Genomic DNA, 13,503 nt, shown 5'->3' with positions numbered 1-13,503 from the left:
GCAGTTCGCGCCAGAAGGCGTCACGCATTTCACACGCTGGCTGAATCGCACGTGAGCGACGCGTTTTCGAGCACCCGCTCAACCCGGAGTAGTCAGGCGACCTGCCGTAGCCATTGGTGGTACGCCGAGCCGAACGGCTCCCGGCGGTCGCCGACGGCCGACAGCAGCCAGTCGGCGCTGGCCTGCGCCTGCGCGATGACGTCGGCCGGGTAGGCGTATCTGACCTGGTGCACCGCGAACTCGTCCTCGTCGAGCAGCTCGACCGCGCCGCCGCGGCGCCGGCGCACGTCAAGGTCTAGGTCGATCGCCGTGACCTCGGTCTCGCTCGGCCAGTGCGGCACCGTCGTGATGTCGCAGTAGATCTCGGTGCGGTGCGGCACGGCGTTGAAGCATGCCGTCCACCAGGCCTGTCGCGGGAAGAGCAGCACATGGGGCGCCTCGACCGGACCCGTCCGGACTGTTCCGCGATGCACGGGGGTGCCGGTCGGGGCGCCCAGCCAGATTCCGTGCTCGTCCTCGCCGAGCAGGCCGGTGTCGTAGTTCCAGTGCAGGGAGCCGTCGAACTTGCGGTACACCACGCGCACGCGCTTCATGCGCCCACCGTACCGATCGGGGGTGTGGCCGCCGGATTCTGTCGTACGCAGGGGGTAGCGTGCTCGGACGTGACAGCCTCCCCGCAGACCCGCCGCGCCCGACCGGAAGTGACCGACGTCCTCGCCGCCGCCGTCGGCGCGGTGCCGGACGGCGCCGAGCGCCCCGGCCAGCAGGCGATGGCGCAGGCGATCTCGGACGCGGCGGAGAAGGGGGAGCACCTGCTGGTCCAGGCGGGCACCGGCACCGGCAAGTCGTTGGCGTATCTCGTGCCGTCGCTGCTCGTCGAGGGGCCGGTGGTGGTCTCCACCGCGACGCTGGCGCTGCAGTCCCAGCTCGTCGACCACGACCTGCCCCGCCTCGCCGACGCGGTCGAGCCGCTGCTGCGCCGCCGGCCGACCTTCGCGGTGCTCAAGGGGCGCCACCACTACGTCTGCCTGGCCCGGCTGGAGGGCACCTCCGTGGAGGAGCCCGACGACGGGTTGTTCGACATCGGGGAGACCAAGCCGACCAAGTGGCTCGGCGAGGCCGGCCGGCTCGGCAAGCAGATCGACCGGCTGCGCGACTGGGCGATGGAGACCGAGACCGGCGACCGCGACGAGCTCGACCCCGGCGTCGACGACTCGGCCTGGAAGCTGGTGTCGATGCCGGCCCGCGAGTGCGTCGGCGCGCAGCGCTGCCCGTATGGCGCCGAGTGCTTCGCCGAGGCCAGCCGCGCCCGGGCCCGCGAGGCCGACATCGTGGTCACCAACCACAGCCTGCTCGCCGTCGACATGCTCACCGGCCGGCAGATCATCCCGCCGCACGAGCTGCTCGTCGTCGACGAGGCCCACGAGCTCGCCGACCGGGTCAGCTCCGCGTCGCAGGCCGAGCTGACCCCGGAGCTGCTGGAGCGGGCCGCCCGGCGGTGCCGGCCGTATGTCGACGACGACGTCGCCGACCGGCTCATGGAGGCCGGCGACGTGCTCACCGTCGCGCTCGCCGAGGTGCCCGCCGGCCGGGTCGTGGGCGACCTGCCCAACGTGCTCGCCGAGGCCCTGACCCTGCTCGACGCGGGCGGGCGCAAGGCCGTCGAGGTGATCGGCGAGGTCCGGGCCGACGACGCCGACCCGGTCCGCAAGCAGCAGGCGCGCACCATGGTCGCCGACCTGACGAAGATCGCCCAGCGGATGATCGCCAACGCCGAGCACGATGTCGCCTGGATCGAGCGCGACGACCGCGGCCGGCGCGCCGTCGTCATCGCCCCGCTCACCGTCGCCGGCACGCTGAGCACCAGCCTGTTCAGCGAGCGCACGGTCGTGGCGACCTCGGCGACCCTGGCCCTCGGCGGCCAGTTCGACACCGTGGCCCGCTCGCTCGGCCTGCCCGTCGCGGTCGAGCGGCCAGACGGGCCCGGCAAGGGGGCCACGGCGACGCCGGCCGAGGAGGCGCGCGAGGCGGTCGTGCGGGCCGACGAGGCGCGCGACACGGCCGGCCTCGCGTGGAGCTCGCTGGACGTCGGCTCGCCGTTCGACTATGCGCGGCAGGGCATCCTGTATGTCGCGGCACACCTGCCGAGGCCGCAGACGTCGGGCCTTTCCGAGGCCGCCGCCAACGAGATGGTCGAGCTCGTGCAGGCACTCGGCGGGCGGGCGCTCGGCCTGTTCTCCTCGCGCAAGGCGGCCGAGCGCGCCGCCGAGGTGCTACGCGCCCGCACGCCCGGCATCACGATCCTGCTGCAGGGCGAGGAGTCGCTGCCGATCCTGGTCCGCAAGTTCCGCCAGGACCGCAACAGCTGCCTGCTCGGGGTCATGTCGCTGTGGCAGGGCGTCGACGTGCCCGGCGACGCCTGCCAGCTCGTCATCATCGACCGGCTGCCGTTCCCGCGCCCCGACGAGCCGCTGTCCGCGGCCCGCTCCGATGCCGTCCAGGCGACCGGCGGCTCCGGCTTCGCCGCGGTGAGCGTGCCGATCGCCGCCGTGCGGCTGGCTCAGGGCGTGGGCCGGCTGATCCGGTCCCGCGGCGACAAGGGCGTGGTCGCGGTCCTCGACTCGCGCCTGGAGCACGCCACGAGCTACGGGCCGTTCCTGCGCAAGTCGCTCCCCCCGTTCTGGTACACCACCAAGCCCGAGGTCGTCCGCGGCGCCCTACACCGCCTCGCCGCGTCGTAGCCTTTTCGGCAGCGTCACGATCGCGTACGCCTACCGCAATGGCCTGGCGTTGCCGTCCGGGGGCGACGGCGGGCTTTTCGCGTAGGCTGCCTTGCCGTGGGACAGGTGAGATCGGCGGGGTCCGAGTTCCTGGCCGGGCTGCGGCTGCTGGGGCGGGGCTTCGCGCGATACGGGAGCAATCCGAAGCTGCTGCTGCTCGGCGCGATCCCGGCCGTCGTCACGTGCGCGCTGTTCGCCGTCGGATGGGTGTTCCTGATCAGCTACATCGATGAGATCGCGTCGGCGGTGACGTGGTTCGCCGACGACTGGTCCGCCGGGTGGCGCAGGCTCGTCGAGTTCGGCGCCGGGGCCGGCATTCTGGTGGTGGCCGCGCTGATCTCGGCGCTCACGTTCACGGCGATCACGCTGCTGATCGGCGACCCGTTCTACGAGGCCATCTCCGAGCGGATCGAGGACGGGCTGGGCGGGACGCCCGGGGTGGTGGACCTGCCGTGGTATCGCACGCTCTGGCCCAGCCTCGTGGACTCCATCCGGCTGATCGCGCTCGGCATCGCACTGGCGATCCCGTTGTTCCTGCTCGGGTTCGTGCCGGTCGTCGGGCAGACCGTCGTGCCGGTGCTCAACGCGATCGGCGGCGGCTGGCTCATCGCCGTCGAGCTGACCGGCATCCCGTTCAACCGCCGGGGCCTGCGCCTGCGGGACCGGCGCAGGATCCTGCGCGCCCACCGCCCGATGGCGCTCGGCTTCGGCATCCCGGTCTTCCTGATGCTGCTGGTGCCGCTGGCGGCGATCATCGTGGTGCCGGCCGCGGTCGTCGGCGGCACGCTGCTGACCCGCCGGGCGTTCGGCCTGCACATCGGGGAGGAGCCGGCGAGTGCGCCTCACGCTGTTACGCGGTGACATCACCCAGCAGCGCGTGGACGCGATCGTCAACGCCGCGAACTCCACCCTGCTCGGCGGCGGGGGCGTGGACGGCGCGATCCACCACCGCGGCGGCCCCGCGATCCTGGCCGAGTGCCGCGCGTTGCGTGAGACCACGTATCCGAAGGGCTTGCCCGCCGGCCGCGCCGTCGCCACGACCGCGGGTGACCTGCCCGCCCGCTGGGTCATCCACACCGTCGGGCCGGTCTACCGCGCCGACGAGAACCGGGCGCCGACGCTGCGCGCGTGCTACGTCAACTCACTGCGCCTCGCCGCGGAGCTGGGCGCCGAGTCGATCGCGTTTCCGCTGATCTCATCGGGCGCGTTCGCCTGGCCGGTGGACGACGCGATCGCCCAGGCCCTCGCGGCCTTCGAGGAAGAGCGATTTCCGGGAGTCGTACTCCTCGTGCTCTTCGACGAGCAGACGCGCCGCCGCGCCGAGCGCATCCGGCAGGCGCGCGGGTGATCAGGCGAGCAGGCCGCGCAGGAGCGTGGCGTCGCCACTGACCAGGAGCGTGTCGAACGGGACGCGGCCCCACAGCGCCAGGGCCAGGTCGCTGGCCGAGCCACTGGCGGTGGCGCGCTCGTGATGGTCGTCGGAGTCGAGCAGCGTGTCGGTGTCGAGCAGGGCGATGCCGGCGCCGCGCAGCCGGACATACCACACCTGATCGCTGTCCGTCGCGTGCAGCGCGATCATGCCGGCCCGGTCGACGGGTCCGCCGCGTCGGCCGGCGGGCAGCCAGGTGTCGAGCACCTCGGTGACGTTGTCGCTGGCGAGCCGCGCCTCGATCGGCCCGGCGAGGCCGCCGGCCATCTGGGCGTCCCAGCGGTGGATCACCGTCTCGTGCGCCATGCGGCGGTGCCAGAAGGATGCCTTCTTCGCCTGGGGCGCGAAGTTCCAGGCGGGCAGCTCCGGCTCGACGGCGTCGAGCGTCGCCACGAGCTCGGTGAACGCGTCGGTCCACGCCGTCGCCGCGTCGACCCCCTCCGGCAGCGGGTCGGTGCGCCGGGGCTCGGGCTTGTCGAGCAGCCCGCGGGCGACGTGGCCGGTGACATACGAGTACACCAAACTCAAATGCCACGCGAGATCGCCAAGGCTCCAGCCCGGACAGCTCGGCACCGGGGCGTCGAGCGGCGTGCCGCCGTTGAGGACGGCGCGAAACGCGTCGCCCTCCGCGCGAAGGGCGGCCAGCCAAATGTCCTTGGTGAGCTGAGGCTTGCTCATAGGCAACAAGATTAGGGCACCGCTTAGTCTGGTGCGGTGCCCGAACCCGCCGCGCTCGCCGCGTTCACGACCCTGCGCCTCGGCGGCCCGGCCGGTCGCCTGATCGAGGCCACCACCGAGGCCGAGACCCTCGCGGCCCTGCGCTGCGGGGGCGACCAGCTGATCCTCGCTGGCGGCAGCAACGTCGTCGTCGCCGACGGGGGCTTTCCCGGCACCGTCGTCCTGCTGCGCCAGCGCGGGATGCGCGAGGAGATTCACGACGGCGTGGTAACCCTGACGGTTGCCGCCGGTCACCCGTGGGACGACGTCGTCGCGACCGCGGTGTCGAACGGGTGGTCCGGCATCGAGTCGCTGTCGGGCATTCCGGGCTCGGCCGGCGCCACCCCGATCCAGAATGTCGGCGCCTACGGCCAGGAGGTCGCCGAGACCATCGCCGAGGTTCGCGCCTACGACCGCGAGCGCGACGAGATCGTCACCCTGCCGGCCGCGGCGTGCGGGTTCGCCTACCGCACGAGCGTCTTCAAGCACAACGCCCGGTTCGTGGTGCTGGCGGTGACGTTCCGGCTGGCCCTCTCCGGGCGCTCGACGCCGATCGCGTACGCGGAGCTGGCCCGCGCGCTCGGGGTGGCGCAGGGCGAGACGGCGCCGCTTGAGGAGGTGCGGTCGGCGGTGCTGAAGCTTCGCGCCGGCAAGGGCATGGTCCTCGACCCGGCGGACCCGGACACGTACTCGGTCGGCTCCTTCTTCACCAACCCGGTCGTCCCGGCCGCGGACTTCGAGCGGGTGCGCGAGCTGGCGGCCGAGTTCGGCACCCCGCCGTCGTGGCCCGCGGGCGACGCGGTGAAGCTCAGTGCGGCGTGGCTCATCGAGCGGGCCGGTTTCGCCAAGGGCCACGGCGACCCGGCGCGCGGGGTGGCGCTGTCCGGCAAGCACACCCTGGCCCTGACCAACCGCGGCACCGGCACGACGGCGGCCCTGCTGGACCTGGCCCGCGAGATCCGCGCGGGCGTGTCGGCGCGCTTCGGCGTCGAACTGCACCCGGAGCCGGTCCTGGTGAACTGCGCGCTCTAGGGTCCGTTTCATAACTGAGGCGGGGCTGCGGCGGGCCCAGATTCCGCCTGCGCACGTCCCGCGAAAGCCCGGTTACAACACCGGTAGCCTGGCTTCCGCGGGCCGCACGCAGACGAAATCTGGACTCCGCCTCGCTCCCACCCCAGTTATGAAACGGACCCTAGGCCGGCACGCCAGAAGCCGCGTTTCCGCGGCTCGTCACGGGGCGACGGCCGCGTAGGGCACCGTGATCTCGCCCAGTCGCCAGCGTGACGGGCGGTCGAGCACCGGCCAGCCCGCCTCCCGGGCCGACTCCACCGCGCGGCGCCAGCGCTGGCGCGGGCCGAAGACGGACAGCGGTGCCGCCGCCCGCCAACCGGTGTCCAGCGCGGCCAGCAGGGCGTGGATGCGCTCCCCGGGGACGTTGTGGTGGATCAGGCACTTCGGGAGGCGTTCGGCGAGCGTGCCCGGATTGTCCAAGTTGGCGAGGCGGCTCGCCAGGGTCAGGGTGCGCGGGCCGGCGGGGGAGACAAGCACCCACGCGGCCAGCCGGCCCAGCTCGTCGCAGGTGCCCTCGACCAGCAGGGCGCCCGTCGCGGTCATCGCCGCCCAGGCCGCGGGCACGTCGGCCTCGTCGTACTGGCGCAGCACGTTGAACGCGCGCACCAGCGTCGGGCGCAGGCCGGCCAGCTCGAAGCCGCCGAGGCGGAACCGCAGGTCCGGGGTCGCGTACGGCTGCGCGGCCGCCACGCGTTCCGGGTCGATCTCCAGGCCGACGACCGGGACGCCGAGGCGCGCCCGCAGCTCGATCGTGGTGATCGGCGAGGCACCGTAGCCGAGGTCGACCACGAGCGGGTCCGGCGCCCGGCGGAGCACCCCGCCGAGCGTCGCGGCGATCCAGTTGTCGATCCGGCGCAGACGGTTGGGGTTCGTCGTACCGCGTGTGATGGCCCCGACCGGTCTCATGGCAGCCTTCAGAGGACCCGGTGGACCTTGTGCTGCGCGGCCTGGGCCAGCGGGCGGACCACGAGCCGGTCGATGTTGACGTGGTGCGGCCGGGTCGCCGTCCAGGCGATGCAGTCGGCGATGTCCTCGGCGACGAGCGGCTCGGCGACGCCCGCATACACCGCCGCGGCCTTCTCCGCGTCGCCCTCGAAGCGCTTGAGGGCGAACTCGTCGGTCCGGACCATGCCGGGGTCGATCTCGACGACCCGGATCGGGCGGCCGTTGAGCTCCAGGCGCAGCGTCTCGGCGACCGCGGTCTGGGCGTGCTTGGCCGCCGTGTATCCGCCGCCGCCCTCGTAGACGACCAGGCCCGCGGTCGAGCTCAGCACCACGACCGTGGCCCGGCCGGAGTGCTCGAGCAGCGGCAGCAGGGCCTTGGTGACCCGGACCGTGCCGAGCACGTTGACGTCGAACATCCACTGCCAGTCTGACAGGTCGGCGTTCTCCACCGTCTCCGCGCCGATGGCCCCGCCCGCGTTGTTGACCAGCAGTTCGACGATGCCGTTACGCTCGGCGGCCAGGAGGGCGACGGTGTCGGCGAGGGCGGCGACCGACGCGTCGGAGGTCACGTCGGCGACGACGGCGGTCGCGGAGGCGAGGGTGCCCACCAGGTCCTTGAGCCGGTCCTCACGACGGGCGACGGCGACCACGTGGAAGCCCTCGACGTCGAGACGGCGGGCGGTCGCGGCGCCGATACCGCTGGAGGCGCCGGTGACCACGGCGATTCGAGTAGACATGTGGCCATCCTGCACGAAGTTGCCCGGAACGCAGTGACCAACGCAACGGTGGGTAGACGCCCACCCACGGGGGAACATGGATGGTTGGGAAGATGTAACCACCCGGCAACAGACAGGAGCACGACGTGGCGCGGGTCGACTCGCTGCACGGTCACACCCCGCACTCCCGCCGTTCCCTTCCCAGACGCGTCGCGACGCTGTCGGTGCACACCTCGCCGCTGGACCAGCCGGGCACCGGCGACGCCGGCGGGATGAACGTGTACATCGTCGAGGTGGCCGAGCGGCTCGCCCGGGCCGGCGTCGAGGTCGAGATCTTCACCCGGGCCACCACCAGCGAGCTGCCCCCCGTCGTGGAGATGGCACCCGGGGTCGTGGTGCGCCACATCATCGCCGGACCGTTCGAGGGGCTGGCGAAGGAGGACCTGCCGGCGCAGCTGTGCGCGTTCACCGGCGGCGTGCTGCGCGCCGAGGCCGCCCGGCCCTACGGCTGGTATGACCTGGTCCACTCGCACTACTGGCTCTCCGGGCAGGTCGGCTGGCTCGCGAAGGACCGCTGGGGCGTGCCGCTGGTGCACACCGCGCACACCCTGGCCAAGGTTAAGAACCAGCTCCTCGCCGAGGGGGACAAGCCCGAGCCGATGGCCCGCGTGATCGGCGAGGAGCAGGTCGTGGCCGCCGCCGACGGCCTGGTCACCAATACGCCGGCCGAGGCCGACGACCTGATCGAGCTGTACCGCGCCGACCCGCGCAAGGTGTCCGTCGTCCCGCCGGGCGTGGACCTCGAGCGGTTCGCGCCCCGGCCGCACCGCAAGCTCGCTGCCCGGGAGCACTTCGGCCTGCCCGCCGACGCGCACATCGTCGCGTTCGCGGGGCGCATCCAGCCGCTCAAGGCGCCCGACATCCTGCTGCGCGCCGCCGCCGAGCTGCGCGCCAGTGACCCGAAGCTGCTCGTGGTGATCTGCGGCGGGCCCAGCGGCTCGGGTCTGGACCGGCCCACCGCCCTCATGGAGCTCGCCAGTCACCTGGGCATCGCCGACATCGTGCGCTTCCTGCCGCCCCAGCCGCGCGACGCGCTCGCCGACCTGTTCCGCGCGGTGGACATCGTCGCGGTGCCCAGCTTCAACGAGTCGTTCGGTCTGGTCGCGATCGAGGCGCAGGCGTGCGGCACGCCGGTCGTCGCGGCGACCGTCGGCGGGCTGGTGACCGCGGTCCGCGATGGCGTGTCGGGGCTCCTGGTCGGCTCGCACCAGCCGGCGGACTGGGCGTCCGTGCTCGGGCCGCTGCTGGCCGAGCCGGCCCGGCGTGCGGCGCTGTCGCTCGGCGCGGTGCGGCACGCCCGGGAGTTCTCGTGGGCGCACACCGCGAGCGGCCTGCTGGCCGCCTACCGCGACGCGCTGGAGTTCCACCGGGAGGCGGTCGCGGCATGACGAACAGGTCCGAGGTCTGCGCGCTCATCGAGCGCGTCGCGACGGAGGGCGAGCTGGCCTGGGACCGCACCGGTGAGCACTCGTACGTCGTGACGCTGCCTGGCACCCACAAGCAGAAGACCAACTGCAACCTGATCGTCGGTGACCACGCGCTGCGCGTCGAGGCCTTCGTCATGCGCCACCCCGACGAGAACCGCGAGGCCCTGTGGGAGTGGCTGCTGCAGCGCAACGCCCGCATGTACGGCGTCGCGTTCAGCGTCGACACCACCGGGGACGTCTACCTGGTAGGAAGGCTGCCGCTGCACGCCGTGACGGAGGAGGAGCTCGACCGGCTGCTCGGTGCGGTGCTCACGTATGCCGACGAGAGCTTCGACCCGATGCTGGAGATCGGCTTCGGCTCGGCGATTCGCCGCGAGTGGGAGTGGCGCGTCAAGCGCGGCGAGCCGCTGGACAACCTCCGGGCCTTCACGGACTTCGTGAATAGACCCGTTTAGTGGTTCTCGGCCCGCCGGCCTGTCGCGTCCGCGACGATCGTGGAGAAGATCAGGCTCGAGAATGGTTACGGAATCGACAACGATGAGCAAACGTCCCGAGTCTTCGTGCGCCGCGACGGAACGTCGTCCCGGCTGAGCTGCGGCTGAGATTCCAATATTTCGATTGATTTCGATTGTTTCAATTGTGTGAGCGAGCTGACAGTGCGTTTACTTGTCGCTCGATTCGGCCGCCGCGTACCGTCGACTTCGGATCCGGCGATTCCTGTAGTTGGGGAACGGCGGGGGTGTTCCGGGCCGAAAGGCCCGCTTGCGGTGACGTGTCCGGGCGGGGCGCGTCATCGCCAACCGGCGGCACGCGCGGTCTTCGGATCGCAGCAGGGCGGGTGTCGTGGACTGGGGGTGCACGTCACCCGCTGCCGCCGGTGTGAGGCCGAAGAGGCCAAGGCCAACGATTTCTTCTCGCATGCGAAGCGTGCGGCTCAGGCGCGTGGCAGCGCGAACACGTCCAGCAGGCCGGTGAGCTCGAGCTGGGCATACGCGAGTGGGCGCGGGTTGCGCAGCCGCAGCGTGCAGCCCGCGCCGTTGGCGAGCTTCCAGCAACTCACCAGGGCGCCGATGCCCGCCGAGTCCAGCAGCGTCACCTCATGCAGGTCCAGGACCAGGGAGTCGGGGCGGAAGGTGGGGAGCACGGCGCGAACGGCCTCGGTCACCTGCTCCCGCGTGGCGAGGTCCAGTTCGCCGGCGAGCCGGATGACGACCGTGTCCGGCGGCGTGGGCTCCAGGGTCGCGGACAAGCCGTCCAACTCCCGCCTCCTCCCGTCCGGCACCTCCTGCAGGAACGGGCGCATTACCCGGCGACGGGTACCGCAAACCTTTCCGCCTCCAGTTGCTGCGCCACCCGGCGCTCGCGCGCGGGCTGGATCAACAGGTGACCGGCCGCGGCCACCAGGCCGAGGGCGCCGCAGACGATCCAGTGCCAGTCACCGAGGTACTGCAGGCTCACCCCGCCGGCCGCGGGCGCGATGAAGCTCGCCGCCGGGAAGGTCAGGTAGAACACGCTCTGGTACCGGCCACGCAGCTCGGCCGGGGACAGCTCCGCGATGACGGCGGCGTTCGGCGGGGCGGCGATCATCGAGCCGACGGTCCACACGGTCGCCGCGACGAGGTAGCCGAGCACGCCGTCGGCGAGGGAGACCGCGGCGAAGCCCAGGCCGAGGAAGACGTTGGCGATCGCGAGCGAGGTGCCCTTGCGCCAGCGGTCGATCAACCGCGGCACGAACAGCTGGCCGATGACGATGAGCAGCGCGGCGTAGGCGACGACCGCCCCGTAGACCGACGGCCGCAGCCCGTCGCCGGTGATCGCCAGCGGCAGGATCGTCGAGGTCTGCATGGACAGGATCGCCAGCAGCAGCGACAGCCCGACGAAGAGCATGTACGCCCGGTCGGTCAGCGCCGTGTGCAGGCCGCCCGAGGACTTCTGCGCGGTCCGTCGCGCCGGCCGGGCCGGCGGCGTCGGCCGAGTCTCGCGCACCTTCCACAGGATCAACAGCGCCGTCAGCAGTGTGGCGCTCGCGTCCACGGCGAACAGCAGCGTGAAGCTCACCTCGGCGAGCGCCCCGGCCAGCACCGACGCGACCGCCATGCCCAGGTTGAACGCCCAGAACTGCAGATTGAACGCGCGGCTGCGGTCGTCGGTCGGGGTTACGTCGACGATGGCGGCGACGAAGGCCGGGCCGGGCATCGAGTGCATGAGGCCGAGCAGTGCCGCCAGCACGGCGATGGCCGGGATGGGCCGGGCGAACGTGAGGCCCACGAGCACGGCCACGGCGCCGAAGTGAGCGAGCAGCAGCGTCGGGCGGCGGCCCCACCGGTCGGCCAGCACGCCGCCGAGCAGCACGCCCGCGATGCCGCCGATGCCGTACACGCCGACCACCAGACCGGCGACGGGCAGGGCGACGTTGCGGTCGGAGGTGAGGTAGAGCGAGAGGACCAGCGCGACGAAGCCGCCGACGCGGTTGATCAGCATGCCGGTCCAGAGGTACCAGTAGAGCCTGGGGAGCCCGCCGATCGTGGACCGGAACCAGTTGCGCACGTGTCAGCTCCCCCGTTAGTAAACGCTCCTTACAGTTTGGATCTTAGCCAGGGCGTTCTTCTGGGCCGCGACGGCCTGGGCGGCCGCCCGCCGTTCCCGCGCCCGCGCGCGGTCCACATCACCCGGAACTCGGCATCCGACGCTTCCCCGTAATGTCCGCCATGGTTTCGCTGCCTTACAGCCGGAGCCGTGTGATGTCGAAGTGATTCGGTGCGGGAGGATGAGGACATGAGCGAAGTCGGGACACTGGTGCTCTTGCGGCACGGTGAGAGCGAGTGGAACGCCAAGAACCTGTTCACCGGCTGGGTCGACGTGGACCTCAGCGCCCAAGGAGAGGCCGAGGCCCGTCGGGGCGGCGAGCTGATCCGTGAGTCCGGTCTCCTGCCGGATGTGGTGCACACGTCAGTGCTGCGCCGTGCCATCCGTACCAGCGAGATCGCCTTGCACACCGCCGACCGGCACTGGATTCCCGTCCAGCGCAGCTGGCGGCTCAACGAGCGGCACTACGGCGCCCTGCAGGGCAAGAACAAGAAGCAGACCCTGGAGGAGTACGGCGAGGAGCAGTTCATGCTCTGGCGCCGCTCGTACGACACGCCCCCGCCGCCCATCGCCGACGACGACGAGTGGTCGCAGGCGGGCGACCCGCGCTACGCCACGCTGCCGCCGGAGCTGCGGCCGAAGACCGAGTGCCTGAAGGACGTCGTCGCGCGGATGCTGCCGTACTGGTACGACCGGATCGTGCCGCAGCTGCTCGACGGCAAGACGGTGCTGGTCGCGGCGCACGGCAACTCGCTGCGCGCGCTCGTGAAGCACCTCGACGGCATCTCCGACGAGGCGATCGCCAAGCTCAACATCCCGACGGGCATCCCGCTGCGCTTCGACCTGGACGCCTCGCTCAAGCCGATCACGGCCGGCGGCACGTACCTGGACCCGGAGGCGGCCAAGGAGGCCGCCGCGGCGGTGGCCAACCAGGGCCGGTAGGCCCTCCGCACGACGAAGGCACGACGAAAGGGGAGGGGCCGCGGCCCCTCCCCTTTCTGCTCACTCCTCGCGGCCGTCCAGGTTCTCGCCGGTGACGAGGAACACCACGTGCCGGCCGGCGTTGACGGCGTGGTCGGCGTACCGCTCGTAGAAGCGCCCGAGCAGTGCCGAGTCAACGGCGGCCTCGGTGTCCTCGGTCCACTTCGGCCCAAACATGATCTCGAACAGGTCCTTGTGCAGCTTGTCCATCGCATCGTCGTCGCGCTCGAGCTGGCCGGCGGCGACCACGTCGAGGTTGGAGATGGCGCTGGAGATCTTGCCGGCGATGCGGTCGGCGACCGTGCCCATCTGCTCGAACGTCTCGACCAGCGGCTCCGGCACGGCCCGCGCCGGGTGGCGGCGCAGCGCGGTCTTCGCGACATGCTCGGCCAGGTCGCCCATCCGCTCCAGGTCGGTGGCCAGGTGCAGGGCGGTCAGCACGACCCGCAGGTCGGAGGCGACCGGGGCCTGGCGGGCGCACAAGTCGTACACCTTGTCCTCGACCAGCCGGTAGAGCGCGTTGACCTCGGCGTCGCGGGCGATGACCTCTTCCGCGTCCGTCTGGTCGGCGTTGAGCAGGGCATTGGTCGCGCGGCGCATCGCCGAGCGCACCGCGTCGGCCATCCACACCAGCAGCTTGTTGACCTGCAGAAGATCGGCCCGATATTCGTCGCGCATAGTGCTCCCATCGTTTTGTACGACACCGTAGGGCCCGAAGCCGGACGTACCGATGAACAACGGCCGCCAGCAGGGTGAACACTGGACGTCGTGAGCCCGTTTCGTGCCTCTGT

At 71.8% G+C, this 13,503-nt stretch carries 14 protein-coding genes; 7 read left to right on the top strand and 7 right to left on the bottom strand.

Annotation, left to right across the window (positions count from 1 at the left end):
- Positions 1-92: 92 nt before the first annotated feature.
- Positions 93-593: a DUF402 domain-containing protein gene (locus AB0367_RS13635; protein ID WP_366226583.1), complete on the bottom strand. Its 501-nt coding sequence runs from the start codon at positions 591-593 to the stop codon at positions 93-95.
- 177 nt (positions 594-770) lie between these two features.
- Here AB0367_RS13635 and AB0367_RS13630 point away from each other — a divergent pair, with 177 nt between their 5' ends.
- The 3 genes from AB0367_RS13630 (at position 771) to AB0367_RS13620 (ending at position 4,128) form a co-directional block, all read left to right on the top strand.
- Positions 771-2,741, top strand: a complete 1,971-nt coding sequence (locus AB0367_RS13630; protein WP_366226800.1) for an ATP-dependent DNA helicase — start codon at positions 771-773, stop codon at positions 2,739-2,741.
- Between the two features lie 96 nt (positions 2,742-2,837).
- The gene (locus tag AB0367_RS13625; RefSeq protein ID WP_366226582.1) at positions 2,838-3,641 is read left to right on the top strand and encodes an EI24 domain-containing protein; all 804 of its coding nucleotides are present in this window, start codon (positions 2,838-2,840) and stop codon (positions 3,639-3,641) included.
- Positions 3,616-4,128, top strand: a complete 513-nt coding sequence (locus AB0367_RS13620) for an O-acetyl-ADP-ribose deacetylase (protein WP_366226581.1) — start codon at positions 3,616-3,618, stop codon at positions 4,126-4,128. Before AB0367_RS13625 ends, AB0367_RS13620 begins: the two co-directional genes overlap by 26 nt.
- Here the strand turns inward: AB0367_RS13620 and AB0367_RS13615 are convergent, their stop codons facing one another.
- The gene (locus tag AB0367_RS13615; RefSeq protein WP_366226580.1) at positions 4,129-4,887 is read right to left on the bottom strand and encodes a maleylpyruvate isomerase family mycothiol-dependent enzyme; all 759 of its coding nucleotides are present in this window, start codon (positions 4,885-4,887) and stop codon (positions 4,129-4,131) included.
- 36 nt (positions 4,888-4,923) lie between these two features.
- Between AB0367_RS13615 and AB0367_RS13610 the strand changes: the two genes are divergently transcribed.
- Positions 4,924-5,958, top strand: coding sequence for a UDP-N-acetylmuramate dehydrogenase (locus AB0367_RS13610; RefSeq protein ID WP_366226579.1), 1,035 nt, complete (start codon positions 4,924-4,926; stop codon positions 5,956-5,958).
- Positions 5,959-6,156: 198 nt separating this feature from the next.
- Here AB0367_RS13610 and AB0367_RS13605 read toward each other — a convergent pair whose 3' ends face one another.
- Complete coding sequence (locus tag AB0367_RS13605; protein WP_366226578.1) at positions 6,157-6,903, bottom strand: class I SAM-dependent methyltransferase; 747 nt, start codon at positions 6,901-6,903, stop codon at positions 6,157-6,159.
- Between the two features lie 8 nt (positions 6,904-6,911).
- Positions 6,912-7,679, bottom strand: a complete 768-nt coding sequence (locus tag AB0367_RS13600; protein ID WP_366226577.1) for an SDR family oxidoreductase — start codon at positions 7,677-7,679, stop codon at positions 6,912-6,914.
- Between the two features lie 125 nt (positions 7,680-7,804).
- Here AB0367_RS13600 and mshA point away from each other — a divergent pair, with 125 nt between their 5' ends.
- Both mshA and AB0367_RS13590 read left to right on the top strand, forming a co-directional pair.
- Positions 7,805-9,106 carry a D-inositol-3-phosphate glycosyltransferase gene (mshA, locus tag AB0367_RS13595; protein ID WP_366226576.1) on the top strand — a complete coding sequence of 434 codons (1,302 nt, stop codon included), beginning with the start codon at positions 7,805-7,807 and terminating at the stop codon, positions 9,104-9,106.
- Positions 9,103-9,600 carry a YbjN domain-containing protein gene (locus tag AB0367_RS13590; protein WP_366226575.1) on the top strand — a complete coding sequence of 166 codons (498 nt, stop codon included), beginning with the start codon at positions 9,103-9,105 and terminating at the stop codon, positions 9,598-9,600. The genes mshA and AB0367_RS13590 overlap by 4 nt, the downstream gene beginning before the upstream one ends.
- 479 nt (positions 9,601-10,079) lie before the next feature.
- Here AB0367_RS13590 and AB0367_RS13585 read toward each other — a convergent pair whose 3' ends face one another.
- Positions 10,080-10,403 carry an STAS domain-containing protein gene (locus tag AB0367_RS13585; RefSeq protein ID WP_366226574.1) on the bottom strand — a complete coding sequence of 108 codons (324 nt, stop codon included), beginning with the start codon at positions 10,401-10,403 and terminating at the stop codon, positions 10,080-10,082.
- 44 nt (positions 10,404-10,447) lie between these two features.
- Positions 10,448-11,692 (bottom strand): MFS transporter, encoded by a 1,245-nt coding sequence (locus AB0367_RS13580; protein WP_366226573.1) that lies wholly within the window; start codon positions 11,690-11,692, stop codon positions 10,448-10,450.
- A 228-nt stretch (positions 11,693-11,920) separates the two neighbouring features.
- On the opposite strand from AB0367_RS13580, the gene AB0367_RS13575 reads away from it, so the two are divergent.
- Positions 11,921-12,673, top strand: a complete 753-nt coding sequence (locus AB0367_RS13575; protein ID WP_366226572.1) for a phosphoglyceromutase — start codon at positions 11,921-11,923, stop codon at positions 12,671-12,673.
- Positions 12,674-12,733: 60 nt separating this feature from the next.
- On the opposite strand, the gene phoU is transcribed toward AB0367_RS13575, so the two are convergent.
- Positions 12,734-13,390: a phosphate signaling complex protein PhoU gene (gene phoU, locus AB0367_RS13570; RefSeq protein WP_366226571.1), complete on the bottom strand. Its 657-nt coding sequence runs from the start codon at positions 13,388-13,390 to the stop codon at positions 12,734-12,736.
- Between the last annotated feature and the right edge of the window lie 113 nt (positions 13,391-13,503).

The sequence above is a fragment of the Dactylosporangium sp. NPDC051484 genome, from assembly GCF_040689395.1.
Classification (GTDB): domain Bacteria; phylum Actinomycetota; class Actinomycetes; order Mycobacteriales; family Micromonosporaceae; genus Dactylosporangium.
The sequence above is the reverse complement of the archived record's forward strand: the minus strand, read 5'-3'. Positions and strand labels throughout refer to the sequence as shown.